The 26,668-nt window shown below is 61.6% G+C and carries 26 protein-coding genes and 2 tRNA genes; 19 read left to right on the forward strand and 9 right to left on the reverse strand.

The window, feature by feature from the left end:
- Positions 1 to 39: 39 nt before the first annotated feature.
- Complete coding sequence (gene tatC, locus V6M61_RS02875; RefSeq protein WP_332775053.1) at positions 40 to 843, forward strand: twin-arginine translocase subunit TatC; 804 nt, start codon at positions 40 to 42, stop codon at positions 841 to 843.
- An 89-nt stretch (positions 844 to 932) separates the two neighbouring features.
- Here tatC and V6M61_RS02880 read toward each other — a convergent pair whose 3' ends face one another.
- Positions 933 to 2,078 carry a S1C family serine protease gene (locus V6M61_RS02880; RefSeq protein WP_332775054.1) on the reverse strand — a complete coding sequence of 382 codons (1,146 nt, stop codon included), beginning with the start codon at positions 2,076 to 2,078 and terminating at the stop codon, positions 933 to 935.
- 269 nt (positions 2,079 to 2,347) lie between these two features.
- On the opposite strand from V6M61_RS02880, the gene V6M61_RS02885 reads away from it, so the two are divergent.
- On the forward strand, positions 2,348 to 3,142 hold the full coding sequence (locus V6M61_RS02885; protein WP_332775055.1) for a Nif3-like dinuclear metal center hexameric protein: 795 nt from the start codon (positions 2,348 to 2,350) through the stop codon (positions 3,140 to 3,142).
- A 151-nt stretch (positions 3,143 to 3,293) separates the two neighbouring features.
- A complete protein-coding gene (gene pdxA, locus V6M61_RS02890) occupies positions 3,294 to 4,325 on the forward strand; it encodes a 4-hydroxythreonine-4-phosphate dehydrogenase PdxA (RefSeq protein WP_332775056.1) in 1,032 nt (343 codons plus the stop codon).
- A gap of 76 nt (positions 4,326 to 4,401) precedes the next feature.
- Here pdxA and mscL read toward each other — a convergent pair whose 3' ends face one another.
- Positions 4,402 to 4,824, reverse strand: a complete 423-nt coding sequence (gene mscL / locus V6M61_RS02895) for a large conductance mechanosensitive channel protein MscL (protein WP_332775057.1) — start codon at positions 4,822 to 4,824, stop codon at positions 4,402 to 4,404.
- 305 nt (positions 4,825 to 5,129) lie between these two features.
- Here mscL and petA point away from each other — a divergent pair, with 305 nt between their 5' ends.
- The 6 genes from petA to V6M61_RS02925 all read left to right on the forward strand — a co-directional run bounded on the left by petA (position 5,130) and on the right by V6M61_RS02925 (position 9,523).
- Complete coding sequence (gene petA, locus V6M61_RS02900; protein WP_332775058.1) at positions 5,130 to 5,753, forward strand: ubiquinol-cytochrome c reductase iron-sulfur subunit; 624 nt, start codon at positions 5,130 to 5,132, stop codon at positions 5,751 to 5,753.
- A 93-nt stretch (positions 5,754 to 5,846) separates the two neighbouring features.
- Complete coding sequence (locus V6M61_RS02905; protein WP_332775059.1) at positions 5,847 to 7,256, forward strand: cytochrome b; 1,410 nt, start codon at positions 5,847 to 5,849, stop codon at positions 7,254 to 7,256.
- Positions 7,257 to 7,273: 17 nt separating this feature from the next.
- The gene (locus tag V6M61_RS02910) at positions 7,274 to 8,041 is read left to right on the forward strand and encodes a cytochrome c1 (protein WP_332775060.1); all 768 of its coding nucleotides are present in this window, start codon (positions 7,274 to 7,276) and stop codon (positions 8,039 to 8,041) included.
- Positions 8,042 to 8,125: 84 nt separating this feature from the next.
- Positions 8,126 to 8,737: a glutathione S-transferase N-terminal domain-containing protein gene (locus V6M61_RS02915; RefSeq protein WP_332775061.1), complete on the forward strand. Its 612-nt coding sequence runs from the start codon at positions 8,126 to 8,128 to the stop codon at positions 8,735 to 8,737.
- Between the two features lie 141 nt (positions 8,738 to 8,878).
- Positions 8,879 to 9,418 carry a ClpXP protease specificity-enhancing factor gene (locus tag V6M61_RS02920; protein ID WP_332775062.1) on the forward strand — a complete coding sequence of 180 codons (540 nt, stop codon included), beginning with the start codon at positions 8,879 to 8,881 and terminating at the stop codon, positions 9,416 to 9,418.
- Between the two features lie 29 nt (positions 9,419 to 9,447).
- Positions 9,448 to 9,523 (forward strand) — tRNA-Thr (locus V6M61_RS02925).
- 125 nt (positions 9,524 to 9,648) lie between these two features.
- Here V6M61_RS02925 and V6M61_RS02930 read toward each other — a convergent pair.
- Positions 9,649 to 9,966 carry a hypothetical protein gene (locus tag V6M61_RS02930; RefSeq protein ID WP_332775063.1) on the reverse strand — a complete coding sequence of 106 codons (318 nt, stop codon included), beginning with the start codon at positions 9,964 to 9,966 and terminating at the stop codon, positions 9,649 to 9,651.
- A gap of 50 nt (positions 9,967 to 10,016) precedes the next feature.
- Here V6M61_RS02930 and V6M61_RS02935 point away from each other — a divergent pair, with 50 nt between their 5' ends.
- From V6M61_RS02935 to V6M61_RS02955, 5 genes are all read left to right on the forward strand, one after another.
- Positions 10,017 to 10,985, forward strand: a complete 969-nt coding sequence (locus tag V6M61_RS02935) for a M23 family metallopeptidase (protein WP_332775064.1) — start codon at positions 10,017 to 10,019, stop codon at positions 10,983 to 10,985.
- Between the two features lie 144 nt (positions 10,986 to 11,129).
- Positions 11,130 to 13,904, forward strand: coding sequence for a preprotein translocase subunit SecA (secA, locus tag V6M61_RS02940; protein ID WP_332775065.1), 2,775 nt, complete (start codon positions 11,130 to 11,132; stop codon positions 13,902 to 13,904).
- A gap of 44 nt (positions 13,905 to 13,948) precedes the next feature.
- Positions 13,949 to 15,178 (forward strand): bifunctional glutamate N-acetyltransferase/amino-acid acetyltransferase ArgJ, encoded by a 1,230-nt coding sequence (gene argJ, locus V6M61_RS02945; protein WP_332775066.1) that lies wholly within the window; start codon positions 13,949 to 13,951, stop codon positions 15,176 to 15,178.
- An 11-nt stretch (positions 15,179 to 15,189) separates the two neighbouring features.
- A complete protein-coding gene (locus V6M61_RS02950; RefSeq protein WP_332775067.1) occupies positions 15,190 to 16,173 on the forward strand; it encodes an ATP-binding protein in 984 nt (327 codons plus the stop codon).
- The gene (locus V6M61_RS02955; protein WP_332775068.1) at positions 16,170 to 16,631 is read left to right on the forward strand and encodes an NUDIX domain-containing protein; all 462 of its coding nucleotides are present in this window, start codon (positions 16,170 to 16,172) and stop codon (positions 16,629 to 16,631) included. The genes V6M61_RS02950 and V6M61_RS02955 overlap by 4 nt, the downstream gene beginning before the upstream one ends.
- Before the next feature lie 93 nt (positions 16,632 to 16,724).
- Here the strand turns inward: V6M61_RS02955 and V6M61_RS02960 are convergent, their stop codons facing one another.
- Together V6M61_RS02960 and V6M61_RS02965 are read right to left on the reverse strand one after the other, a co-directional pair.
- Positions 16,725 to 17,381: a lytic transglycosylase domain-containing protein gene (locus tag V6M61_RS02960; protein ID WP_332775069.1), complete on the reverse strand. Its 657-nt coding sequence runs from the start codon at positions 17,379 to 17,381 to the stop codon at positions 16,725 to 16,727.
- The gene (locus V6M61_RS02965; RefSeq protein WP_332775070.1) at positions 17,378 to 19,123 is read right to left on the reverse strand and encodes a proline--tRNA ligase; all 1,746 of its coding nucleotides are present in this window, start codon (positions 19,121 to 19,123) and stop codon (positions 17,378 to 17,380) included. Before V6M61_RS02965 ends, V6M61_RS02960 begins: the two co-directional genes overlap by 4 nt.
- A 102-nt stretch (positions 19,124 to 19,225) precedes the next feature.
- On the opposite strand from V6M61_RS02965, the gene V6M61_RS02970 reads away from it, so the two are divergent.
- On the forward strand, positions 19,226 to 19,939 hold the full coding sequence (locus V6M61_RS02970; RefSeq protein ID WP_332775071.1) for an RNA pyrophosphohydrolase: 714 nt from the start codon (positions 19,226 to 19,228) through the stop codon (positions 19,937 to 19,939).
- Positions 19,932 to 20,438 (forward strand): CNP1-like family protein, encoded by a 507-nt coding sequence (locus V6M61_RS02975; protein ID WP_332775072.1) that lies wholly within the window; start codon positions 19,932 to 19,934, stop codon positions 20,436 to 20,438. The genes V6M61_RS02970 and V6M61_RS02975 overlap by 8 nt, the downstream gene beginning before the upstream one ends.
- 42 nt (positions 20,439 to 20,480) lie before the next feature.
- On the opposite strand, the gene proB is transcribed toward V6M61_RS02975, so the two are convergent.
- From proB to rplU, 4 genes are all read right to left on the reverse strand, one after another.
- Positions 20,481 to 21,617 (reverse strand): glutamate 5-kinase, encoded by a 1,137-nt coding sequence (gene proB, locus V6M61_RS02980; protein ID WP_332775073.1) that lies wholly within the window; start codon positions 21,615 to 21,617, stop codon positions 20,481 to 20,483.
- Between the two features lie 97 nt (positions 21,618 to 21,714).
- Positions 21,715 to 22,800 (reverse strand): Obg family GTPase CgtA, encoded by a 1,086-nt coding sequence (gene cgtA, locus V6M61_RS02985; protein ID WP_332775074.1) that lies wholly within the window; start codon positions 22,798 to 22,800, stop codon positions 21,715 to 21,717.
- A 103-nt stretch (positions 22,801 to 22,903) separates the two neighbouring features.
- Positions 22,904 to 23,161, reverse strand: coding sequence for a 50S ribosomal protein L27 (rpmA, locus tag V6M61_RS02990; RefSeq protein ID WP_332775075.1), 258 nt, complete (start codon positions 23,159 to 23,161; stop codon positions 22,904 to 22,906).
- A 36-nt stretch (positions 23,162 to 23,197) separates the two neighbouring features.
- Positions 23,198 to 23,509 carry a 50S ribosomal protein L21 gene (gene rplU, locus V6M61_RS02995; RefSeq protein WP_332775076.1) on the reverse strand — a complete coding sequence of 104 codons (312 nt, stop codon included), beginning with the start codon at positions 23,507 to 23,509 and terminating at the stop codon, positions 23,198 to 23,200.
- Between the two features lie 161 nt (positions 23,510 to 23,670).
- Here rplU and V6M61_RS03000 point away from each other — a divergent pair, with 161 nt between their 5' ends.
- The 3 genes from V6M61_RS03000 to pilB all read left to right on the forward strand — a co-directional run bounded on the left by V6M61_RS03000 (position 23,671) and on the right by pilB (position 26,639).
- A complete protein-coding gene (locus tag V6M61_RS03000) occupies positions 23,671 to 24,654 on the forward strand; it encodes a polyprenyl synthetase family protein (protein ID WP_332775077.1) in 984 nt (327 codons plus the stop codon).
- Positions 24,655 to 24,670: 16 nt separating this feature from the next.
- Positions 24,671 to 24,747 (forward strand) — tRNA-Pro (locus V6M61_RS03005).
- Between the two features lie 155 nt (positions 24,748 to 24,902).
- Positions 24,903 to 26,639 (forward strand): type IV-A pilus assembly ATPase PilB, encoded by a 1,737-nt coding sequence (pilB, locus tag V6M61_RS03010; protein WP_332775078.1) that lies wholly within the window; start codon positions 24,903 to 24,905, stop codon positions 26,637 to 26,639.
- The last annotated feature ends 29 nt before the right edge of the window (positions 26,640 to 26,668 follow it).

Consider the following 26,668-nt stretch of genomic DNA (forward strand, 5'->3'; position numbering starts at 1 on the left):
CTCAGGGCGAACGCAAGCCAGATTCCCGCTAAAAGCCCAATGTCCGACCCGCAAAACAAAGAAGACGAACTCGCCGGTACCGAGCAGCCTTTTGTGCAGCACCTCATGGAGCTGCGCGACCGGCTGATCAAGGTCGTCATTGCCGTGGCAATTGCCGCGGCCGTGCTGGCGGTTTTTCCGGGGCCGGGTGCGCTGTACGACCTGCTGGCCGCGCCCCTGGTGGCCAACTTGCCCAAAGGCGCCACCCTGATCGCCACCTCGGTGATCTCGCCGTTTCTGGTGCCGCTGAAGATTTTGCTGATGGCCGCCTTCCTGATCGCACTGCCCGTGGTGCTCTACCAGCTGTGGGCCTTTGTGGCGCCCGGCCTGTACTCGCACGAGAAAAAACTGGTGATGCCGCTGGTGGTGTCGAGCACCGTGCTGTTTTTTGTCGGCGTCGCGTTTTGCTACTTTTTCGTGTTCGGCCAGGTGTTCAAGTTCATCCAGAGCTTTGCGCCCAAGTCCATCACGGCCGCGCCAGACATCGAGGCCTACCTGAGCTTTGTCCTGGGCATGTTTCTGGCCTTTGGCATGGCGTTTGAAGTGCCGATTGCGGTGATCGTGCTGGCCCGCATGAACATTGTGAGCATCCAGAAACTCAAGGACTTCCGCGGCTACTTCGTGGTGCTGGCCTTTGTGATCGCCGCCATCGTCACGCCGCCCGATGTGGTGTCGCAGCTGGCGCTGGCCATTCCCATGTGCCTGCTGTACGAGATCGGCATCCTGGCCGCGCAGGTGTTCATCAAACACACCCAGGCGCCGGATGCCGAGGCAGACGCCGACACGACGGCGGCCAAGCCTTGACCTGTTTTTTTAAGCCAAGCCAGGCTTAAGCCCTTGTTGATACTGCGTAGGCAGCTATTGAATCAATAGCGGATTGATGCAGGCGCTTTTCAGCGCGGGAGCCTGGGCCGCTGGCGCTTGCCCGGCGTCACGGCAATCTCGGTCTTGCTGTCCTTGCGCAGCACGGTCATGGGCGCGGCCACGCCGGGCTTGAGGGCTGCCACGGCGCCGAGCAGCTCGGTGACATTGGCGACCGATTTGCCGTCCACGGCCACAATCACGTCGCCGGGCCGGATGCCCGCCTGGGCGGCCGGGCCGTTTTGCAGCACGCCGGTGATGATCACGCCATTTTTGGCCTTGATGTTGAAGGTCTCGGCCAGCTCGGGGTTGAGGTCCTGCGGCTCCACGCCAATCCAGCCGCGCGTGACCTGGCCGTCCTTGACGATGCCCTCCAGCACCTGTCTGGCAGTCGAGACGGGAATGGCAAAGCCGATGCCCATGGAGCCGCCCGAGCGCGAGTAGATCGCGGTGTTGATGCCCAGCAGGTTGCCCTGGGTGTCAACCAGCGCGCCGCCCGAGTTGCCGGGGTTGATGGCCGCGTCGGTCTGGATGAAGTTTTCAAAGGTGTTGATGCCCAGCTGGTTGCGGCCCAGCGCGCTCACGATGCCGCCCGTGACGGTCTGGCCCACGCCAAACGGGTTGCCAATGGCCAGCACCGGGTCGCCCACCTGCAGCGCGTCGGAGTTGCCCAGCACGATGATGGGCAGCTTGTCGAGGTCGATCTTGAGGATGGCCAGGTCGGTGTCGGGATCGGTGCCAATGATTTTGGCCCTGGCCCTGCGGCTGTCGTTGAGAACGACCTCGATGTCGTCCGCGCTCTCGACCACGTGGTTGTTGGTCAGGATGTAGCCGCTGGGGCTCACGATGACGCCGCTGCCCAGTCCCACTTGGGGCTCGCTGCGGCCGGCCTGGTCGCCAAAGAAAAACTTGAACCAGGGATCGTCGGCATAAGGGTGGTTGGCCGCCGCCTTGCTGGTGATGATGCTGACCACCGCAGCCGAGGCGACCTTGGCGGCGGCGCTGAAACTGCCCACCGGGCCGGTTTTGGGCGAGCCGCTGGCAGGCGCTTCCAGCACGGAGACGGCGTTCAGCGACGGCCGCTGGTTCAGCCACTGGGGCTTGAGCGTGGCCACCACAAAATAGGCGGCGAGAAAAACCGTGACGGCTTGGGAAAACAGGAGCCAGAATTTGCGCATGGTGTGCAGTGAGTGCGGATAAAACGGAATAAGCGGGTAGTTGGGGGCGCCTGGGCCATTCCCAACAGGGCCAACAGGCCGACAGCCGACAGATGGGATTTTCGCCCAGAAAGCGCCAGGCGATGACCAAGCATGGTTATCGAAACCCAAGTCCGACAGGCTCCCAGGGAGGCGATAATTTGCAGCACCACCATGAAAACCTGCCGCTTTCCCTTTTCTTTTGACAGCCATCAGCGGGCAACTGCCGGGCGAACGCCCTGGGGCTTGCCATGAGCCCGGCCGACCCGGGGCCGGCAATACCCCGCAGCCAGTTGCTTGCCGCCTTTGACCAGTTGCTGCAACCGGAGCGCTTCAAGGACTATGGCCCCAACGGCCTGCAGGTTGAAGGCAAAGCCGACATTCGCAAAATCGTCTCGGGCGTGACGGCCAGTCTGGCGCTGATCGAGGCCGCCATTGCCGCGCAGGCTGACGCCATTTTTGTGCACCACGGCCTGTTCTGGCGCGGCCAGGATGGCAGGAACAATGGCCCGATCGTCGGCTGGATGAAGCAGCGCCTGGCCCTTCTGCTGGCGCACGACATCAATCTTTTCGCCTACCACCTGCCGCTGGATGCGCACCCCGAGCTGGGCAATAACGCGCAACTGGGGCGCCAACTGGGCCTGCAAGCCGACCGGCGCTTTGGCGGCAACGAGCTGGGCTTTCTGGGGGGACGCCGGGACGGCGGCCAGTTCGACAGCGCCGAAGCCCTCGCCGCAGCCATCAGGCAGGCATTGAATCGGCCTGTGGTCCTGGTGGGTGGGGCGCCGGCAGCTATTAAAAACATAGCGTGGTGCACCGGCGGGGCGCAGGGCTACTTCGAGGCGGCGATTGCCGCCGGGGCCGACGCTTTCATCACCGGCGAGATTTCCGAGCCCCAGGCGCACTACGCCCGCGAGATGGGCGTGGCTTTCATCGCCTGCGGCCACCACGCGTCCGAGCGCTACGGTGCGCCCGCGGTGGCGGCCCATGTGGCCGCGCAGTTCGGGCTGGCGCACGAGTTCATTGATATTGACAACCCGGCCTGACACTTGAAGCCACCTGAAAAGCCTGAAGAAGCCATGAGCCGCCGGGCCGCTCCCAAGGCGAATACCGCAGCGCGTAGCGCGGAGGTTGCCCAATGAGCCGCCGGGCCGCTCCCAAGGCGAATACCGCAGCGCATAGCGCGGAGGTTACCCAATGAACCGCAAGCCCTTACTCATCACCATGGGCGACCCCGCCGGCATCGGCCCGGAGATCATCGCCAAGGCCTTCCGCGATGCGCCGGCCGAGCTGGCCGGCTGTGTGGTGGTGGGGGATGTCGCCACGCTGCGCCGGGCGGCGGGCTTGACGGGCGCACCCATGCCCCTGGCCGTGGCCTGGCTCGATGCGCTGGCCGACTGGCCGACGCTGCCTCCACGCTGCATCGGTGTGCTACAAAAATGTGAGCTGCCAACGCCCGTTCCTTATGGGCAGGTCAATGCTTTGGCCGGCAAGGCCGCGGCCGACTGCATCGTCTGGGCGGCCCGCGCGGTGCTGGCCGGCGAGGCCGCGGCCTTGGTGACCGCGCCTATCCACAAGGAAGCGCTGGCGGCGACGGCCTATGCCGGCTTTCCCGGGCATACCGAGCTGCTGCAGGCCGAGGCGGCCGCGTTTCTGGGCAAAGAGCTCAAAGACCTTCCCGTGCGCATGATGCTGGCCAATGACGAGCTCAAAACCGTGCTGGTCAGCATTCACCTGTCCTTGCGTGAGGCCATCGAGGCCGTGACCCTGGACAACGTGCTGCAAACCCTGCGCATCACGCATGCGGCGGTGGGGGCCGGCCTGGGGCGCCCGCCCCGCATCGCCGTGGCGGGCCTGAACCCGCACGCGGGGGAGGGCGGCCTGTTTGGCCGTGAAGAGCAGACCATCATTGGGCCGGCCATCGCCGCAGCCCGCGACCAGGGCCTGGATGTGAGCGGCCCCTTCTCGCCTGACACCGTCTTCATGCGGGCCCGCAACGCGCCGGGCAAGCCCGGCGAGTTTGACGTGGTGGTGGCGATGTACCACGACCAGGGCCTGATTCCGGTGAAATACCTGGGGGTGGAGCAGGGCGTCAATGTCACGCTGGGCTTGTCGCTGGTGCGCACCAGCCCGGACCACGGCACGGCATTTGACATTGCGGGCACCGGGCAGGCCGATCCCGCCAGCCTGATCGCGGCCATCCGCATGGCGCGCCAGCTCGCGGGTTAAGCGTCAAAAGCGGCTCAACCCAAGCAAAGCATCCGCGAGCAACTATTAAATTGATAGCAAATTAGCGCGGGCGGGCTTATTTTTTCAGGCTGTCTCGAATTTCCCGCAGCAGCAGCACGTCTTCGGGCGCGGGGGCTGGCGCTGGCGCGGGCTGGGCGCGCTTGAGGCGATTGATCTGCTTGATCATCAGGAAGATGACGAAGGCCAGGATCGTGAAGTTGACGGCGACGGTAATGAAGCTGCCATAGGCAAAGACCGGCACGCCGGCTTTTTTCAGCGCATCCAGTGTGGTCGCCGTGCCCGGGGGCACCGCGCCCAGCACCACAAACAGGCTGGAAAAATCAAGTTTGCCGAAGACGGCGCCGACGACGGGCATGATCAGGTCGCCGACGACCGAGTCGACGATCTTGCCGAACGCGCCGCCGATGATCACGCCGACGGCCAGGTCGATGACATTGCCCTTGACGGCAAATTCCTTGAATTCCTGCATCATGCCCATGAAGTTCTCCTGTTCCTGTTTCTGTTATTGCTCGGCTATGGGTTGTGCCAGCAGGTGGCTGGCAGGCCCGATTATCTGTCTGGCGCGTTGGATGGCCCCCACGTTCGCTCACTTCGTGTAGCTCTCTGCCCCCCCGAGGGGGCTGAACTTGCTCGGGGCGGCCCTTCGCGGCGTTCGTTGGCCTCTACGCTTGCCACTGCGTGTGCTGCACTGCCTGCTGCTGTTGAAAAGCGCTCGCGCGCTCCGTTACAATGCCGGGTTGACCCCAATAAAGCCTTTTTCAAGCCAGTTCTTGAAGGAATTTCATGACCCAAGCAAGCGTTAATGCACCGGATGGTGCGCCTGTCGACAAAGATAAAAGAAACTGGATCGTGACGACCTGCGCCGTGGGTGGCGCTGGTGCTGTCGCTGCCGCTGTGCCCTTTGCCTGCAGTTTCCAGCCCTCTGAACGAGCCAAAGCCGCAGGCGCTGCTGTTGAGGTCGACATTTCGGCCCTGAAACCGGGTGAAAAAGTCACCGTCGAGTGGCGTGGCAAACCGGTGTGGATTGTCAAACGCACGCCCGAGCAACTGGCCACACTGCCCAAAGTCGATGCCTTGCTGGCCGACCCCAAGTCCGAGCGCAAACTCTCGGAGCTGACCCCCGAATACGCTCGCAACGAAAACCGTTCCATCAAACCCGAAACGCTGGTGGTGGTCGGTATCTGCTCCCACCTGGGCTGCTCGCCCATCGACAAGTTCCAGTCCGGCGCCCAGCCTTCGCTGCCCGACGACTGGGCCGGCGGCTTTTTGTGCCCCTGCCATGGTTCGACCTTCGACCTGGCCGGTCGCGTCTACAAAAACAAGCCCGCGCCAGACAACCTGGAAGTGCCCCCCCACATGTACCTCTCAGACACACGCTTGCTGATTGGTGAGGACAAAAAAGCCTGAAGCTTTGCAGGACCTTTGCAAGACCCACTAGCCGGCGCCCCCTGCCACGATGCATGAGCGCTGCCAAAGGCCCCCACCGAACTAGGATCTGTTATGGCTGAATTCAAAGAAATCTCCCCCGATGCGCCCATCGCCGCCAAGGCGATGAACTGGATCGACAACCGCTTCCCGGCGACCCAGCTCTACAAAGAGCACATGAGCGAGTACTACGCGCCGAAGAACTTCAACTTCTGGTACATCTTCGGCTCGCTGGCCATGCTGGTGCTGGTGATCCAGATCGTCACCGGCATTTTCCTGACCATGCACTACAAGCCCGATGCCGCACTGGCGTTTGGCTCGGTCGAGTACATCATGCGCGACGTGCCCTGGGGCTGGCTGATCCGCTACATGCACTCCACCGGCGCCTCGGCCTTCTTCGTCGTGGTCTACCTGCACATGTTCCGCGGCCTGATTTACGGCAGCTACCGCAAGCCGCGCGAGCTGGTCTGGATTTTCGGCTGCGCGATTTTCCTGTGCCTGATGGCCGAAGCCTTCATGGGCTACCTGCTGCCTTGGGGCCAGATGAGCTACTGGGGCGCCCAGGTGATCGTCAACCTGTTTGCCGCCATTCCCTTCGTCGGCCCGGACCTGGCCCTGCTGATCCGTGGCGACTACGTGGTCGGCGACGCCACGCTGAACCGCTTCTTTGCCTTCCACGTGATTGCCGTGCCGCTGGTGCTGCTGGGCCTGGTGGCCGCGCACATCATCGCGCTGCATGAAGTCGGCTCCAACAACCCCGATGGCGTGGAGATCAAGGGCCCCAAGGCGCCGAAAGACGCCCAGGGCCATCCGCTGGACGGCGTGCCCTTCCACCCCTACTACACGGTGCACGATATTTTCGGCGTCAGCGTGTTCCTGATGGTGTTCACCGCCATCATCTTCTTTGCACCCGAGTTCGGTGGCTACTTTCTGGAATACAACAACTTCATCCCGGCTGATTCGCTGAAAACGCCCGCGCACATTGCACCGGTGTGGTACTTCACGCCTTACTACTCCATGCTGCGTGCCATCACCAGCCAGATGATGTATGCGCTGATCGCCTGTGTGCTGGCGGGTGCCATCCTGGGTGTGGTCAAGGCCAAAATTGCCCATGCACTCAAAGCGGCCATCGTCGGCGCCGCGGTGGTGCTGGTCGCCGCCATGCTGATGATTGATGCCAAGTTTTGGGGTGTGGTGGTCATGGGCGGCGCGGTCATCATCCTGTTTTTCCTGCCCTGGCTGGACCACAGCGAAGTCAAGTCCATCCGCTACCGTCCGGGCTGGAACAAATTCCTGTACGGCATTTTCGTGATCAACTTCCTGGTGCTGGGCTACCTGGGCGTGCAACCGCCGTCGCCCGTCGGCGAGCGCGTGTCGCAAATCGGCACCCTGTTCTACTTCGGCTTCTTCCTGCTGATGCCCTGGTGGAGTCGCCTGGGCACTTTCAAGCCAGTCCCCGACCGCGTGACTTTTGCTGCCCACTGAGCCGGAAAGTTGTAACAATGAAAAAACTGATTTCCAACGCGATTTTTGCCCTGGTTACCGCGGTCGGCCTCGTGGCCGGCGCCCAGGCGTCAGAAGGTGGCATTGTCCTGGACAAGGCGCCCAACAAGGTCAATGACCTGGCGGCCCTGCAAAACGGCGCCAAGTTGTTCGTCAACTACTGCCTGAGCTGCCACTCGGCAGCCTACATGCGCTACAACCGCCTCAAGGACATCGGCCTGAGCGAGCCGCAGATCAAGGACAACCTGCTGTTCACCACCGAAAAAGTCGGCGAGACCATGAAGGCCGCGATTGACCCGAAACAGGCCAAGGACTGGTTTGGCGGCAACCCGCCCGACCTGAGCGTGATCGCCCGCTCGCGCTCCGGCGCTGGTGGCTCCGGTGCCGACTACCTCTACACCTACCTGCGCACCTACTACCGCGACGAGACCAAGGCCACGGGCTGGAACAACCTGGTGTTCCCCAGTGTGGCCATGCCGCATGTGCTGTGGGAGCTGCAGGGCGAGCGCAAGCCGGTGTTTGAAGACAAGGAAGAGCATGGCCACAAGGTTGCTGTGTTCAAGGGCTGGCAGCAGCTCACGCCCGGCACCATGACGCCGCTGCAATACGACGAGGCCATGGGTGACCTGGTGGGTTATCTGCAGTGGATGTCTGAGCCGTCACAAAATAGCCGTGTCCGGATTGGCGTCTGGGTGCTCTTGTTCCTTGGTGTGTTTACCCTGGTCGCCTGGCGCCTGAACGCTGCGTTCTGGAAAGACGTCAAGTAATTTTCTCGCCGGGCAGATTGTCCCGGCCTTTCGGAGTGGATGGCTTCAATGCATCCACTCTTTTGTATTTAGGAGTTCTCCACCATGATGGTCCTTTATTCAGGCACGACCTGCCCCTTCTCGCACCGCTGCCGCTTTGTGCTGTTTGAAAAAGGCATGGACTTCGAGATCCGCGATGTGGACCTGTACAACAAGCCCGAAGACATCAATGTGATGAACCCGTACGGCCAGGTGCCTATCCTGGTCGAGCGCGACCTGATCCTGTACGAATCCAACATCATCAACGAGTACATCGACGAGCGCTTTCCGCACCCCCAGCTGATGCCCGGCGACCCGGTCGACCGCGCCCGCGTTCGCCTGTTCCTGCTGAACTTCGAAAAAGAGCTGTTCGTGCACGTCAGCACGCTGGAGTCGCGCGCCTCCAAAGGCAACGAGAAGGCACTGGAAAAGGCCCGCTCGCACATCCGCGACCGCCTGACGCAGCTGGCCCCGGTGTTCCTGAAGAACAAGTTCATGCTGGGTGACAACTTCTCCATGCTGGACGTGGCGATTGCGCCGCTGCTCTGGCGCCTGGACTACTACGGCATTGACCTGTCGAAAAATGCCGCGCCCCTGCTCAAGTATGCCGAGCGCATTTTCTCGCGCCCCGCCTACATTGAGGCACTGACGCCGTCCGAGAAGGTCATGAGAAAATAATGGCCCCCACGCTTGCCACTGCGTGTGCTGCGCTGCCCCCCGAGGGGGCGCTACGCCTGCGGCCCGGCAAAGCCGGTTCCGCGGCCCCGGCTGGTGAAGAGGGTGCCCGCATGCTGGTTCGGGTTTAACTTGACTGAATTCATGAACGCGCTGGACGCCACGTCAACGCGCCCGTACCTGATACGGGCCTTGTATGAATGGTGCACCGACAACGGTTTCACGCCTTACGTGGCCGTGTCGGTGGATGACACCGTGCAGGTGCCGCGCGAGTATGTGAAGAACAACGAAATCGTGCTCAACATCAGCTTTGATGCGACCAGCTCGCTCAAGCTGGGCAATGAGTTCATCGAGTTCAAGGCGCGTTTTGCGGGCAGCGCCCGTGAAATCATGGTGCCCGTAGGCCGGGTGATTGCCATTTACGCGCGCGAAAATGGCCAGGGCATGGCTTTTCCCATGCCGGTCATGTCCTCGGCAGGCCCCGAGTCACCGGCGGCGCCTGCCGCCAGTGGTGTTGCGCAGGCGACGCCGGCTTCGGCCGGCCAGGGGCAGGCTGCGGACGGCAAGATCATGCAGCTGGTGCCGACGGAGCCCGCCGCGTCCGCAGAAGAGGGAGAGGGTGTGCCGCCAGAGCCTCCCAAGTCGCCCAAGGGTGGCCGTCCTTCGCTCAAACGGGTCAAGTAAAATAGCAAACAGTATTTGTTAGCATTTGTGCCGATTTAGCTCAGTTGGTAGAGCAACCGCCTTGTAAGCGGTAGGTCGTCAGTTCGATTCCGACAATCGGCACCATTCATGCAAATAAAGCCTCAAGCCCTTGCCTTGTATGCGAAGGCAGCTATCAATTTTGTAGCTAACTCAAGGGCCTCTCCGGGCGCTTGAACCATCTCCACCTCGATAATCGCACCGGCAGATTACTACTTCCGGTTTATTAGTACCTTCAGCCGAATTGAGGTAACCTTCGAACCTTTGCCCCGCAGGCGGGCCTGGATGAGCGGAACGAGTTGCCTGATTTTTGCAGCGGCTGCGTTGCCACTGACCAGCAGGCACCAGGTGTCGCCGTCAATCGGTCCGGCCTGGACCGCTTGGCGCAAGGCTTCAGGAATCAGCGGCTCGACGGCTTTGAGCCACTCGTTGGACTCCCTGACCAGCTCGGTCAGGCGTGCCAGAGAAGGGGAGTTCTCGGCCGCCTGGCTGAGGGTGACAGCCCGATGCGGGCGGTGGGGTGAGTTCACGATGGGTGGGCGCAGGTCTTGATGAGCGCAAGCTTTGGAGAGGTAGACAAGTGCATTTGATTATCACGGATGCGTGGCTGGCCAAAAGCCGTGCCGTTTATTTAAGTGGCACCAAACTGGTTTTGGCAGGCTTTGTCGCCGCGCTGGCCCTGATGCTGGTTGCGGCGGGCATGTACCACTGGGTCTTCCTCAAAGGCGCCCGCGAAGGCTGGCCGGTCATTGGCTCACTGGTCAAATTGATGGTCAAGGACGAGTTTGAGCAGCGCGACCGCTTCATGCGCGAAAACCTCGACGTCATGGCCAAACGGCTGGGCGAGATGCAGGCCAAGATGATGCAGCTCGAAGCGCTCGGTGAGCGCGTCTCCGGGCTGGCGGGCGTCAATCCCAACGACATCAAGACCATGCCGGGCCGCGGCGGTGCGCTGGTCACAGGGCGGTCGCTGACCATGGAAGAGCTGCAGGCCACGCTGGCCGATCTCGACAAGCTGACCAATCAGCGGGTGGATTTGATGACGGTGATGGAGTCGCGCCTGTTTGACCAGAAGATCAGGAAAATGATGGTGCCGACCCAGCAGCCCGTGGCCGGGGGTGTTCTCGGCTCCGCGTTCGGCTGGCGCATTGACCCGCTCAACGGCCGCTCGGCCTTGCACACCGGGCTGGATTTCCCGGCGGAGCCCGGCACGCCGATTCTGGCGGCGGCCGGGGGGGTGGTGGTGACGCAGGAGTACCACTCGGCCTACGGCAATATGGTGGAAGTCGATCACGGCAACCAGCTGGTGACCCGCTATGCGCACGCCTCCCGGGTGTGGGTCAAAAAAGGCGATTTGATCAAGCGCGGCCAGAAAATTGCCGACGTGGGCACCACCGGGCGCTCCACCGGGCCGCACCTGCACTTTGAAGTGCTGGTGCAGGGCGTGCTTCAGGACCCGCAAAAATTTCTCACCGCCGGCCAGAAACTGCCCGGGCCTGGTGTGGCCACGGCATCCGCCCCGGCCACGCAACTGCCCCGCCCGAAATAAGCGTCGGGTCAGAGGTAAAATGCGAGGTTTGCGCACAGTTGAACTAACTGCAAGCGCCCCTACGTAAGTCCGTATTCACGTATTCAATAAGGGATTTCGGCCACCCTGTCAGTGCACGAGCGCTGACAGCGTGGCTTCGCATTTATGGCCTCCAACATCCTGACCCAAATCTTCGGCAGTCGCAACGACCGGCTGCTCAAAAGTTACCGCAAAACCGTGGACCGCATCAATGCGATGGAGGCGGAGTTTGAAAAGCTGGATGACGAGCAGTTGCGTGCCAAAACCCAGGAATTCAAAGACCGCGTGACGGCCGGCGAGGCGCTCGACGCCATCCTGCCCGAGGCCTTTGCGGTGGTGCGCGAGGGCAGCAAGCGCGCCATGAAGATGCGGCATTTCGATGTGCAGTTGCTGGGTGGCATGGCGCTGCACTACGGCAAGATTTCTGAAATGGGCACGGGTGAGGGCAAGACGCTGACGGCCACGCTGCCGGTCTACCTCAATGCACTGACCGGCAAGGGCGTGCATGTGGTCACCGTCAACGATTACCTGGCGAACCGCGATGCGCAGTGGATGGGCAAGCTCTACAACTTCCTGGGTCTGTCCGTCGGCATCAACCTGCCGAACATGTTGCGCGAAGAAAAGCAGGCCGCCTACCGCGCCGACATCACCTACGGCACCAACAACGAGTACGGTTTCGACTACCTGCGCGACAACATGGTCTATGAAGTGGCAGACCGTGTGCAGCGCGGACTGAACTACGCCATCGTCGACGAGGTGGACTCCATTCTGATTGACGAGGCCCGCACCCCGCTGATCATCAGCGGCCAGGCCGAAGACCACACCGAGCTGTACCTCGCCATGAACCGGGTGGTGCCCTCGCTCACGCGCCAGGAGGGCGAGGCCGATCCGCGAACCGGTGAAGGCATCATCACGCCGGGCGACTTCACGCTGGACGAAAAAACCAACCAGGTATTTCTGACCGAGCAGGGTCATGAAAATGCCGAGCGCATCCTGTTCAACCTGGGCCTGATTCCCGAAGGGGCCACGCTGTACGACCCGGCCAACATCACGCTGGTGCACCACCTGTATGCGGCACTGCGGGCCAATCACCTGTACCACCGTGACCAGCACTATGTGGTGCAGCAGGGCGAAAACGGTGGCGAGATCGTGATCGTCGATGAATTCACGGGCCGTCTGATGTCGGGCCGCCGCTGGAGCGATGGCCTGCACCAGGCTGTCGAGGCCAAAGAGGGGGTGCCCATCCAGGCTGAGAACCAGACCCTGGCCTCGATCACTTTCCAGAACTATTTCCGCCTGTACGGCAAGCTGGCCGGCATGACCGGCACGGCCGACACCGAAGCCTACGAGTTTCAGGAAATCTATGGCCTGGAAACCACGGTCATTCCGCCGAATCGTCCGAGCCGGCGCGACGACCAGCTGGACCGGGTCTACAAGACCACGCGGGAAAAGTACGAAGCTGCGATCAAGGACATCCGCGAATGCCACGAGCGCGGCCAGCCCGTGCTGGTGGGAACCACCTCGATTGAAAACTCCGAGATCATTGCCCAGCTGCTGCAAAAGGAAAACCTGCCGCACCAGGTGCTCAATGCCAAACAGCATGCGCGCGAGGCCGAGATTGTGGCGCAGGCCGGGCGTTCGAAAATGATCACGATCGCCACCAACATGGCCGGTCGCGGTACCGACATCGTGCTGGGCGGCAATGTTGAAAAACTGGTCGAAGCCGTGGAGGCCGACGAGTCACTGGACGCCGCGACCAGGGAAAAGGAAATCGCCCGTTTGCGCGCCCAGTTTGCACAGGACCACGAGCAGGTCAAGGCACAGGGCGGCCTGCGCATCATCGCGACCGAGCGCCATGAGTCGCGCCGCATTGACAACCAGCTGCGCGGCCGCTCGGGCCGCCAGGGGGACAACGGCTCTTCGCGCTTTTACCTGAGCCTGGACGATCCGCTGATGCGCATCTTCGCGGGCGAGCGCGTCAAGGCCATCATGGAGCGGCTCAAGATGCCCGACGGCGAGGCGATCGAGGCCGGCATTGTGACGCGCAGCATCGAAAGCGCACAGCGCAAGGTGGAAGCGCGCAACTTTGACATCCGCAAGCAGCTACTCGAATACGACGATGTCGCCAACGATCAGCGCAAGGTGATTTACCAGCAGCGCAGCGACATCATGGATGCCGCCAGCCTGCAGGAGCAGATCGCTTCCCTGCGTGAAGGCTGCTTTACCGACCTGACCCGGCAGTATGTGCCGGCCGAAAGCGTCGAGGAGCAATGGAATATTGCCGGACTGGAAAAGGTGCTGGCCGACGAGTGGCAGATCGAGCTGCCGCTGCAGCAGGAGCTGGAAGCAGCCACTGCCATCACCGATGATGAGGTGCTTGAAAAAGTCATTGCTGCCGCCGACGCCGCCTTTGCCGACAAGGTGGCCCAGATTGGCCAGGACAACTTCACCCAGTTCGAGCGCATCGTGCTGCTGCAAAGTATTGACACCCACTGGCGTGAGCACTTAAGCGCACTCGACTACCTGCGCCAGGGCATTCACCTGCGCGGCTACGCCCAGAAGCAGCCCAAGCAGGAGTACAAGCGCGAGGCTTTCGAGCTGTTTGGCCAGCTGCTCGACAGCGTGAAAAATGAAGTCACCAAAGTTCTGATGACAGTCAAGGTGCAGTCCAGTGCGCAGCTGGAGCAGGCTGCCGAGGCCATGGAGACCCAGGCTGAAAGCATTTCCAACGTGACTTACACGGCCCCCACCGAAACCGGCGGGGTCGAGACCACCGTGGACGAGGAATCGCAAAGGCGGCAGGCGCTGCCTGCATCGGCCGTGCCACGCGTGGGGCGCAATGAGCCCTGCCCCTGCGGCTCCGGCAAGAAGTACAAGCACTGCCACGGCAGGCTCAATTAACTGACAGCTGACGGATTTTCACCCGCCTTTCTGGAGTCAAGAACATGCCTGTGAATCTGGTTGCCACACCCGCTGCCGATTTGTACCCGGTCCCCGGCGTCCGCTGGGGCATCGCCGAAGCGGGCATACGCAAGGCCAACCGCAAGGACCTGGCCGTGCTGCTGCTGGAAGACGGCGCTTCGGTGGGGGCCGTGTTCACGCAAAACCGGTTTTGCGCCGCGCCCGTGCAGATTTGCCGTGAGCACCTGGGCAAAAAATCGGGCATCCGGGCCATGCTCATCAACACCGGCAATGCCAATGCGGGCACCGGCGACGATGGTTTGAGCCGGGCACACGCCAGCTGCATTGCGCTGGCCCGTGAACTCAATCTCTCCCCTGAGCAAATTCTGCCGTTCTCAACCGGCGTGATCATGGAGCCGCTGCCCAACGACCGCATTGCCGCGGGCCTGCCGGCCGCGCTGGCCGATGCCAGGGAAGACAACTGGGCCAACGCCGCCGAGGCCATTATGACCACGGACACCGTGGCCAAGGCGTTTTCAAGCCGCATCACGCTCGGCGGCGCGCAGGTCACCATCACCGGCATCAGCAAAGGCGCCGGCATGATTCGACCCAATATGGCGACCATGCTGGGCTTTATGGCGACCGACGCCTGTGTGTCGCAAGGGCTCATGGCGCAGCTTGCCAAAGAACTGGCTGAAGGCTCTTTCAACCGTGTCACGATCGACGGCGACACTTCGACCAATGACTCCTTTGTGGTCGTGGCCACCAACCAGGCCAGGCATTCACCCGTGACCTCGCTGGACAGTGACGACGGCAAAGCATTGCGTGCCGCCATGCTGGACATCGCGCGCAAGCTGGCGCAGGCCATCGTGCGCGATGGCGAGGGTGCCACCAAGTTCATGACCATTCAGGTCGAAGGCGGTAAAACCGGCGAGGAATGCCGCAAGGTGGCTTATGCCATCGCCCATTCACCGCTGGTCAAGACGGCTTTTTTTGCCAGCGATCCCAACCTCGGTCGTATTCTGGCCGCGGTGGGTTACGCCGGCATTGACGATCTGGACCAGACAAAAATTGATTTGTACCTGGACGATGTGCTGGTCGCCAAGAACGGAGGCCGCCATGCCGGCTACGCGGAAGAAGATGGCCAGCGTGTGATGAAGCAAAGTGAAATCACGGTGCGTGTCGTGTTGGGACGAGGTATCGCCAGCGACACGGTATGGACCTGTGATTTGTCCTACGACTACGTGAAAATCAACGCCGATTACCGCAGCTGAGGCCTCAGAGCATGAACGAGCAATTTGAGCGGCTGATGGCGCGGGTCGAATCCCTGGTGACGCGTATTGAATCCGTTTTGCCGCAAGCTTTGTCGGCACCTGACTGGAATGCTTGTGTCGCTTACCGTTACCGCAAGCGCAGCTCCGGCCACGGCGTGCTGGAGCCGGTGAAACATCTGGGGGTCATGCGTCTGACGGATCTGAAGGAAATTGACGGCCAGAAAGAAAAAATCCGGCGCAACACCGAACAATTTGTCAGCGGCAAGCCCGCCAACAATGTGCTGCTCACCGGCTCACGCGGTACCGGCAAGTCCTCGCTGATCAAGGCTTGCCTGAACGAGTACGCGCCCGGTGGCTTGCGCCTGATTGAAGTCGACAAGGCCGATTTGACCGACCTGCCCGATATCGTCGATGTGGTGTACGACCGCCCTGAAAAGTTCATCGTGTTTTGCGATGACCTGAGTTTTGACGAGGGCGAACCCGGCTACAAGGCGCTCAAGTCCATTCTCGATGGCTCGGTGGCGGCGGCCACGCCCAACGTACTGGTTTACGCCACCAGCAACCGGCGCCACCTGCTGCCCGAATACATGGCGGAAAACCTGACCTACACCCACACCGAAGACGGCGAAGTGCATCCCGGCGAGGTCGTGGAAGAAAAGATTTCGCTGTCCGAGCGTTTCGGTCTGTGGGTCAGTTTCTATCCTTTCAGCCAGGACGAATACCTGGCCATCGTGGCGCAATGGTTGTCTTCGTTTGGCGTGGGGCCGGCAGCCATTGTGGCCGCACGAGCCGATGCGCTGGTCTGGGCGCTGGAGCGTGGCTCGCGCAGCGGCCGTGTCGCCTACCAGTTCGCGCGCGACTACGCCGGCAAAAATGAAGCCCCCACGCTCGTCGCTTCGCGAGCCTCCGGCGATACGCTGCCCCTTTCACCTGGAAAAGGGGCTAATTCTCCTAGGGGCGGCCCGTCGGAAAATTCTCAGGATCATCCGGCATGAGTTTTTTGGTGGCCGATGCCGGTCAACCGCGTGAAGGCGGTGCCGACCGCAAGGTGGTGGACGTGGCCGTGGGCGTGCTCATTTTGCCCAATGGCGACTTTCTGCTCACCTCACGCCCGCCCGGCAAGGTGTACGAACACTATTGGGAATTTCCGGGCGGCAAGCTCGAAGCCGGGGAAACCGTGGAGCAGGCCCTGCGCCGCGAGCTGCAGGAAGAAATTGGCATCACGATAGGCGCCGTGCACCCCTGGAAGGTCGAGCTGGTGGACTACCCCCACGCGCTGGTGCGCCTGAACTTCTGCAAGGTGTTTGAGTGGACGGGTGAACTGCACATGCATGAGGGCCAGTCATTTGCCTGGCAGTCCTTGCCGGTCACTGTGCAGCCGGTGTTGCCGGGAACGATCCCCGTGCTGGCTTGGTTTGCCCAGGAGCGGGGCTTTTCTGGGGCGACTCGGTGATCGCTGGGGCGGTTCGATTTTTGCTATCTAATTCATAGCTACTTTCGCCCGAATTTATTGGGTGGGCGGATTTTTTGATGCATGAAAACGGCCTTAACCGTTAAATTCCCACTGCTTGCGGGCCCCCAGCACGGCATGGGGATAAGGCGCTTTTCCGCGTGAGCCGTTGTAGCGGCCCAGGCCCATGAAAAGATCACCTTTTTCCCTGTCCAGGTAATGGCGCAGGATGACGCAGCCAAAGCGCAGGTTGGTCTGCATGTGAAACAGTTTGCCGGCGTCGCCATCGCCAATCACCCGCGTCCAGAAAGGCATGACCTGCATGTAGCCGCGCGCGCCCACGCTGCTCACGGCAAACTTTCGGAAGTTGCTTTCAACCTGGATCAAGCCCAGCACCAGGGCCACGTCCAGGCCGGCGCGTTTGCTTTCGTACCAGACGGTCTGCAAAAACTCCTTGCGGACCAGCCACTCCGGTTTTTTCTTTTTGAGGCGCTCGCTCATGGCTCCTAGCCAGCGCAGGTAGGCGAGACGGCTTTCGGTGTCACTGAACTCGGGCACAGGCGGCGCGCGCTTGGCAATGGCCGAACTCAGCGCCGTGCGGACGGAGTCCATCAAGGGCTCCTCAATCTGGGCGCCGGCGCTCGCTTGCTCTGAAAATAATAGCGGTATACAGCCGACAGACAGGGACTGCAGGCATTTTCTTCTTGAAACTTGCCTGGGATCCGTTGCAGGTGCGATGCCGGGCGCAGTCACAGGGCCAGTTTTCCCTTGAGGAAGTCAAACGCAGTCGCTGCAGCTATCTTGCTGGAAGTCGCATCACGGCGGTGCTGGTATTCGAGCTGCCCCTCTTTCAGGCCACGCTCGCCAATGGTGACGCGGTGTGGCACGCCGATCAACTCCCAGTCGGCAAACATGGCGCCGGGGCGCTCGCCACGGTCATCCAGGATCACGTCCACGCCGGCGGTGAGCAGCTCGTCATGGAGCTTGTCGGCGGCGGCCTTGACGTCGGGGAAGCGGTCCGGGCTGATCGGGCACAGCACAACGGTAAAGGGCGCAATCGCGTCGGGCCAGATGATGCCGCGCTCGTCGTGGTTCTGCTCAATGGCAGCTGCCGGCAGGCGGGTGATGCCGATACCGTAGCAGCCCATTTCGAGGAACTGCGGCTTGCCGTTTTCGTCCAGGAAGGTCGCGTTCATATCCTTGGAATATTTGGTTCCCAGCACAAAGATGTGACCAACCTCGATGCCGCGTTCGATCGCGAGCACGCCTTTGCCGTCGGGAGACGGGTCGCCGGCCACGATGTTGCGCAGATCGGCCACCAGATCAGGCTCGGGCAGATCGCGGCCCCAATTGACGCCGGTGGTGTGAAAGTCTTCCACGTTGGCGCCGCAAATCCAGTCGCTCATCACGGCGACTTCCCGGTCGGCCACGATTTTCACCGGCTGCTTGAGCTGGACCGGCCCGAGGTAGCCGGGCTTGCAGCCGAAATGCGCTTCGATTTCGGGCGCGGTGGCAAAGCGGAAACCCGCATCCAGGCCCGGCACCTTGCCCACCTTGACTTCATTCATGTCGTGGTCGCCACGCAGCAGCAGCAGCCAGATCTGGGACTTGACGATTTCGCCGGCTTCGTTGGTCTGGTCGGTTGCCAGCACCAGCGATTTGACCGTGGTCTGCAGCGGCACGCCCAGCAGTTCGGCGACATCGGCGCAGGTGGCCTTGCCCGGCGTGGGCGTTTGGGTCATGGCCTGAGCCGGGGCCTTGCGCGGCCCCTGGGGGGGCAGTGCCTCGGCTTTTTCCATGTTGGCGGCGTAGTCGCTGGTCGGGCAGTAGACGATGGCGTCTTCGCCGGTGGCCGCAATCACCTGGAATTCCTCGCTCAGGTCACCGCCAATCGCGCCGCTGTCGGCCGCCACGGCGCGGTAGGTCAGGCCAAAGCGGTCGAAAATCTTGCGGTAGGCCTGCGCCATGACCTGGTAGCTGGCTTTGGCGCTGGCCTGGTCGCGGTCAAAGCTGTAGGCGTCTTTCATGGTGAACTCACGCCCGCGCATCAGGCCGAAGCGGGGGCGGCGCTCGTCGCGGAACTTGGTCTGGATCTGGTAGAGGTTTTTGGGTAACTGTTTGTAGCTTTTGATGTCCTGGCGCATCACGTCGGTGATGACCTCCTCGCTGGTAGGCTGCACCACGAAATCGCGGCCGTGGCGGTCCTTGATGCGCAGCAGCTCGGGCCCCATTGCTTCAAAACGGCCGGTTTCCTGCCAGAACTCGGCCGGCTGGATCACCGGCATGGTCAGCTCGATGGCCCCGGCGCGGTTCATTTCTTCGCGAACAATGGCTTCGACCTTGCGGATCACGCGCAAACCCATGGGCATGTAGTTGTAGATGCCGGCGCCGAGCTTTTTGATCATGCCGGCGCGCATCATGAGTTGGTGGCTGACGACTTCGGCGTCCGCGGGGGCTTCCTTAAGCGTGGAAATGAAGAACTGGGAGGCTTTCATGGGTATTTTTCAGGGTTTGGTCACTGCAGTCGCGCCACGCGCTTGGCGCTGGGGCCTTCGCTGTGCATAATGGACTCAGTTTAAAAAATTTGAGGTTTGATTATGCTTGACCGGGACGGCTTTAGGCCCAACGTCGGCATCATCTTGCTCAACCAGAAAAGCCAGGTGTTCTGGGGCAAGCGCATACGCACCCACTCGTGGCAGTTCCCGCAGGGCGGCATTGACCGGGGTGAAAATCCCGAGCAGGCCATGTTCCGCGAGTTGCATGAAGAAGTGGGGCTGATGCCGCAGCACGTACAAGTGATTGCCCGCACCCGGGACTGGTTGCGCTATGAGGTGCCTGACCGGTTCATCCGCCGCGATGCGCGCGGACATTACAAAGGCCAGAAACAGATCTGGTTCCTGCTGCAGCTGGTCGGTCACGACTGGGATTTGAACCTGCGCGCCACCGATCATCCGGAGTTCGACGCCTGGCGCTGGAACGACTACTGGGTGCCGCTGGACGTGGTGGTGGAGTTCAAGCGCGGGGTTTACGAGATGGCTTTGACCGAGCTGTCCCGTTTCGTGCCGCGCTTTGATGCCCGCCAAGTGGCCCACTTTGAGCGCCCCGACCATCGCAACCGCTATTTGCGCGGAGGCATGCGCCAGCGTGACTTCCCGCCAGTGAGCGACAGCCCGCCCGGGCAGGCTGGTCTGGCGCCGCACCGTGCCGCCATGCCCGGCGCCTCGTTTGAGCTGCCACCGGGCGCCACGTTTGAGCCTGATCCGCAAACCAGCCTGGGCCTTACCCCCGGGGATAACAAGCACAATGTTTAAGAAATTCTGTCTGGTGGTGGTGTTGGGGCTTGCCTGTGCGGCCTGGGCTCAGCGGGCTGCTGATGACCCGGACTGGAAGGAGTCGGAAGTGCCGCCACCGCCGGCCTTTGATGTGAGCCGGCTGGTGACTTTCGAAACCTCTCCCAACTCATCGCTGGTGTTTGCCGTGGACCCGGCCACCCTGCACATCAACCAGGTCGATGGCGTGCTCCGCTATGTGATGGTGGCGACCAGTGCCACCGGGGTCAGAAACATATCGTACGAAGGCATCCGCTGTGTCACGGGCGAGTTCAAGACCTACGCACGCTACAGCCCGAGCGGCCAGTGGAACAAGGTAGCGAACCCGCAGTGGCGCTCGGTGTTCGACCCCATGCCGTCCCAGCATGCCCTGCGCTTTGCGAAGGCCGGCGCCTGCGACAACAGCGCCCGCGCCAGTTCCGTGGAGGCGATTGTCCAGCAGCTCAAAATCACCAGCGCGCAATCGCAGTCCTTGCGCTGAAAGCGCGCAGCCTGGGACGCAGGGCCGGGTGGCCCGGCCTGCTCAGCGGCTAAGCACCAGATTGGTGCGATGTACCATCTCGGGCTCGCCGGTGTAGCCCAGCAGTTTCTCGAATTCCGCCGAGGCCTTGCGGCAAATCAGCCGCGCCTCTGCACTGGAATAGTTGGCCAAGCCGCGGGCGATTTCTATCCCGTCGGGAGAGCGCACCGCAATCACATCGCCCCGGGAAAACTCGCCCTGAACGGCCGTCATGCCGATCGGCAGCAGGCTTTTGCCCTCGTCACGGACTTTGGCCGCCGCGCCGGCATCGACGGTGACAGCGCCGCGCAGCTGCAAATGATCGGCCATCCACTGCTTGCGTGCCTGCTGCTTCTGGGTCTGGGCCACCAGCAAGGTGCCGATGGCTTCGCCCCGGGACAGGCGTATCAGCGCCTCGGGCTCGCGGCCCCAGGCAATCACGGTGGAGGCGCCCGAGCCGGCCGCACGCTTGGCAGCCAGGATTTTGGTGATCATGCCGCCCTTGCCGATGCTGGAGCCTGCGCCCCCGGCCATGGTTTCCAGCGCGGGGTCGCCTGCCTTGGCTTCATGGACAAACTGGGCGGCCGGATCCTTGCGCGGGTCGGCGGTGTACAGGCCCTTCTGGTCGGTCAGGATGACCAGCGCGTCGGCCTCCACCAGGTTGGCCACCAGTGCGCCCAGGGTGTCGTTATCGCCAAACTTGATCTCGTCGTTGACCACGGTGTCGTTTTCGTTGATGACCGGCACCACGCCCAACTGCAGCAGGGTCAGCAGGGTAGAGCGGGCATTGAGGTAACGCTCACGGTCGGCCAGGTCCGCATGGGTCAGCAGCACCTGGGCGCTGCCCATGCCGTTTTCACGCAGCTTGGATTCATAAACCTGCGCCAAGCCCATTTGCCCCACAGCGGCAGCGGCCTGCAGCTCATGGATGGCTTTGGGCCGCGCAGTCCAGCCCAGACGCTTCATGCCCTCGGCGATCGCGCCGCTGCTGACCATGATGACCTCGCGCCCGTCCTGAACCAGTGCGGCCAGCTGCTGGCACCATTGGCCAATGGCGGCGGCATCGAGTCCCCGGCCTTCGTTGGTGACCAGGCTGGAGCCGACCTTGACGACGATGCGTCTGGCGTTGAGCAGAACCGTGGAACCTGGTTTATCTTGCATATTCAGGTGTTTTAGTGCTCTAGCCCTTTAAATATGGGCGCAAGCAGCTATCGTTTATATAGCGAATCGATGAGGTGCCGGGCTTGTGGGAACGCAGCTAGGACGCAGTTGGCGACTCGGGCGGCATGCTGGCAAAGCGCGGGTCAATCTCTTCAGGCGGCTGCTCGCTTTTTTGCACCGTCTTGACGTGCTGGTAAATGGCCTTGACCAGGGGCTCGCAGCCCTCACGGGTGAGCGCGGAAATTTCGAACACCGGCCCCTTGAACTTGAAGCGTTTGACAAAGTCCTTGACGACGGCCGCGCGCTGGTCCGCTGCCACCATGTCGAGCTTGTTCAGCACCAGCCAGCGCGGCTTTTCAAACAGCCATTCGTCGTATTTTTTGAGCTCGCCCACGATGGCCTTGGCTTGTGCCACGGGGTCAACCCCTTCGTCAAACGGGGCCAGATCCACGATGTGCAGCAACAGGCGGGTACGCTGCAGGTGCCGCAAAAACAGATGGCCCAGGCCGGCGCCTTCGGAGGCGCCTTCAATCAGCCCCGGCAAATCCGCCACGACAAAACTCTGTTCCGGGCCGACCCGCACCACGCCCAGGTTGGGGTGCAGGGTGGTGAAGGGGTAATCGGCAATTCGGGGGCGGGCATTGGAGACCGCGGAAATGAAGGTGGATTTGCCGGCATTGGGCATGCCCAGCAGGCCTACGTCAGCCAGCACCTTGAGTTCGAGTTTCAGGCTTTTGCGCTCACCGGGCCAGCCGGGCGTCTTGGTTCTGGGCGCACGGTTGGTCGAGCTTTTGAAGCGCAAATTGCCAAAGCCGCCATCACCGCCCTTGGCGATCAGGATTTGCTCGCCGGGCACCAGCAGTTCGTAAAGCACCTCGCCGGTCTCGGCGTCGGTCAGTATGGTGCCCACCGGCATTTTCAGGAGGATGTCGTCACCCTTGGCGCCAAACATGTCCGACCCCTTGCCGTGTTCGCCGTTCCTGGCTTCGTGGCGGCGCGAAAAGCGGAAATCCACCAGCGTGTTGAGGTTGATGTCGGCCACCGCGTAGACGTGGCCGCCGCGCCCGCCATCCCCCCCGTTGGGGCCGCCGAATTCCTTGTATTTTTCGTGGCGGAATGAGACGCAGCCACTCCCGCCATCGCCTGCGGCAATGTCAATATAGGCTTCGTCAACAAATTTCATGATGGAGTGCGCCGCTGCAAAGGATGCCGGGGTTGGGAAGATAGTTTAAACAAACAAAAAAGCCCCGACAGGTCGGGGCTTCGATGCCATCGAAGTGATCAGCTTATGCCGGGGTCACGTTGACGGTGTGTTTGCTCAGGGGGCCCTTGACTGAAAAGCTGACCTGGCCGTCAACCAGCGCAAACAGGGTGTGGTCCTTGCCGATACCCACATTGGTGCCGGGATGGAACTTGGTGCCACGCTGGCGCACGATGATGCTGCCTGCGTTGATCACTTCGCCGCCAAACTTTTTGACACCCAGCATTTTGGGCTGTGAATCACGCCCGTTTCGCGTAGAGCCGCCGCCTTTTTTCTGTGCCATTTTCCGTTACTCCTGGTATGGGACGACTAGCCGGCCTCAGCCTGCGATTGCACCGATTTGCAGCTCGGTGAAGTTTTGCCGGTGACCCTGGCGTTTTTGATAGTGCTTGCGACGGCGCATTTTGAAAATGCGCACTTTGTCGTGCCTGCCGTGTGCCACCACAGTGGCTGTAACAGTAGCGCCGGACACCAAGGGCGTACCAACCTTGATTGCACTGCCTTCGCCGACAGCCAATACCTGGTCAATAACGATCTCTTGGCCTACGTCCGCAGCAATCTGTTCTACTTTAATTTTTTCTCCAGCAGCAACCTTGTATTGTTTGCCGCCGGTTTTTATGACCGCGTACATGTAAGACCTCGTAAATTGAGTTCTGCGGACGGATTTCCACAGAGCTTTCCATTCTAGCACGAACCCCCAAAAAGGTCGACTGCCCGGCTTTCTCCCTGGCCCGACCCCTTGGGGCGGCCCTGAAGTTTCTATAATTCCCAAAACTTAACGTCTGGATCGCCTTGTCTGTCAATTCTTCAAGTACCGCTGCTGCCCTGGCCCTGATTGCTGACGACATGCGCGGGATGGACGCGGTGATTGAGCATCGCCTGAGCTCCAGCGTCCCGCTGGTCAGCCAGGTTTCGCAGTACATCATTGCGGCGGGCGGAAAACGGCTCAGGCCGGCCCTGCTGTTGCTGGCGTGCGGCGCTTTGGGCTACCGGGGCGAGCAGCGTTTCAACCTGGCCGCCGTCGTGGAGTTCATCCACACGGCCACCTTGCTGCATGACGACGTGGTGGACGAATCCACCCTGCGCCGCGGACGGGCGACGGCCAACGAAGCATTTGGCAATCCGGCCAGCGTCCTGGTCGGTGACTTTTTATATTCCCGGGCTTTCCAGATGATGGTTGAGGCCGGTGACATGCGCATCATGCAAACCCTGGCCGAGGCGACCAACGTGATTGCCGAAGGCGAAGTGCTGCAGCTCATGAACATGCATGACGCGTCATTGTCCGAGGACGGCTATTTGCTGGTGATCCGCTCCAAAACGGCCAAGCTGTTCGAGGCCAGCGCCCGGCTGGCCGCCCTGCTGGCGCAGGCCTCCCCGGAGGTCGAGCAGGCTTGCGCCGATTACGGCCAGGCATTGGGAACCGCATTTCAGGTGATTGACGATGTGCTCGATTACGACGGCGATGCCTCGGAAATGGGCAAAAATCTCGGCGACGACTTGCGTGAAGGCAAGGCGACGCTTCCGCTGATTGTGGCCATGCAGCGCGCAACGGCGCTGGAGCGGGACCTGATCCGTCAGGCCATCGAAACCGGTGGGACGGACCAGATGGCGCAGATTATCGCCATCGTCCAGCAGACCGGGGCGTTGCAGGTCACACGTGATGCGGCGGCGGCGGAGGCGCAGCGCGCGGTCAATGCACTGGCGGCGTTTCCGGCCAATCCCTACAGCACTGCTTTGCTACAATTGGCCTCGCAACTGCTGGAGCGACGCTTCTAGGTCGGCCTCTGGCCAGCGGGGTGTAGCTTAGCCTGGTAGAGCGCTACGTTCGGGACGTAGAGGCCGGAGGTTCGAATCCTCTCACCCCGACCAGCTTCCCCCCTCCCGCCCCCTTGTCTCCCGATTCCCCACCCTGTTACTTTTTTGTTTTCCCTTCGTACCAACACTGGGCGGGGGCAGGGCCGTTTTCGATTTACACCCATGAATCTATCGGCGATGATATTTATTTGAGCTAGATTTACGGAACTATGGCGGCTGTCGACACTGTTATCAATCAACCTCCTTCCCTGGCCTTGCCCGGACTGGGCCGGGCCCTGGTGGTCGCGGGCAAGCTGGGCCAGAAGGCGGCTGAAGACATTTTCCGCAAGGCTCAGAGCGGGCGAACCAGCTTTATTGCGGAGCTGATGGGCTCCGGGGCGGTTTCCCCGTCCGATCTGGCGCATACCATGTCGACTGCTTTTGCGGCGCCTTTGCTGGACATGGACGCGATTGATGTCCAGCGCCTGCCCAAAGGGCTGATGGACGCCAAAATCTGCCAAGCCTACCGGATTGTGGTGCTGAGCAAGCGCAACAACCGTCTGATTGTGGCCACGGCCGATCCGTCCGATCAGGCGGCTGCCGAAAAGATCAAGTTCTCCACGCAAATGGGCGTGGACTGGGTGATTGCCGAGTATGACAAGCTGAGCAAGCTGGTGGAGGCGTCGGCCACCACGGCGACCGAAGCCATGGACAGCATCATTGGCGATGACTTCGAGTTTGACGAGACCAGCGCCGAAGCCGCCAGCATCGACACCGATGACGCCAGTGTGGCCGAGGTTGACGACGCGCCCGTCGTCAAGTTCTTGCACAAGATGCTGCTCGATGCGTTTAGCATGCGGGCCTCGGACCTTCACTTCGAGCCGTATGAGCATACCTACCGCGTGCGCTTCAGGATTGACGGTGAGTTGCGCGAAATCGCGTCGCCGCCGATTGCCATCAAGGACAAACTCGCCTCTCGCATCAAGGTGATCTCGCGGATGGACATCTCGGAAAAGAGGGTCCCGCAAGACGGAAAAATGAAGCTGAAGGTCGGGCCCGACCGTGTGATCGATTTCCGGGTCAGCACCCTGCCCACGATGTTTGGCGAAAAAATCGTGATCCGTATTCTGGACCCCAGCAGTGCCAAACTGGGTATTGATGCACTGGGTTACGAGCCGGAGGAAAAAGAACGCCTGCTCAATGCCGTGCAGCGTCCTTACGGCATGGTGCTGGTGACTGGCCCCACCGGTTCCGGAAAAACCGTGTCTCTCTACACCTGCCTGAACATTCTGAACAAGCCGGGTGTGAACATTGCGACGGCCGAAGATCCGGCCGAGATCAATTTGCCTGGCGTGAATCAGGTCAGCATGAACGACAAGGCCGGACTGACATTTTCCGTGGCACTGAAAGCGTTTCTGCGCCAGGATCCGGACATCATCATGGTCGGCGAGATCCGTGACCTGGAAACGGCGGAAATCTCCATCAAGGCCGCACAAACCGGCCACCTGGTGCTGTCTACCCTGCATACCAATGACGCGCCGGCCACTCTGACGCGCCTGCGCAACATGGGCATCGCGCCCTTTAACATCGCGTCGAGCGTGATTCTCATCACCGCCCAGCGCCTGGCGCGGCGCCTGTGCCCCAACTGCAAAGCGCCGGCGGATATTCCGAGTGAGACCTTGCTGGACGCAGGCTTCAAGGAAGAAGAGGTCGATGGCTCGTGGACGCCCTATCGGCCGGTCGGCTGCTCCATGTGTAACAACGGTTACAAGGGCCGGGTCGGTATCTACCAAGTCATGCCCATTACGGACGAAATTCAGCGAATCATCCTGCGTGACGGCAGTGCCCTGGAAATCGCCGAGCAGGCAGAACACGAAGGCGTTAAAAGCCTGCGAGGGGCCGGTTTGCAAAAAGTTAAGATCGGCATGACTTCCCTCGAAGAAGTGTTGGGCTGCACCAATGTGTAAGGTGGCAAGTCTGGTCCATCGCGTTACTG

It is taken from the genome of Polaromonas sp. (assembly GCF_036676035.1).
Classification (GTDB): domain Bacteria; phylum Pseudomonadota; class Gammaproteobacteria; order Burkholderiales; family Burkholderiaceae_C; genus Polaromonas.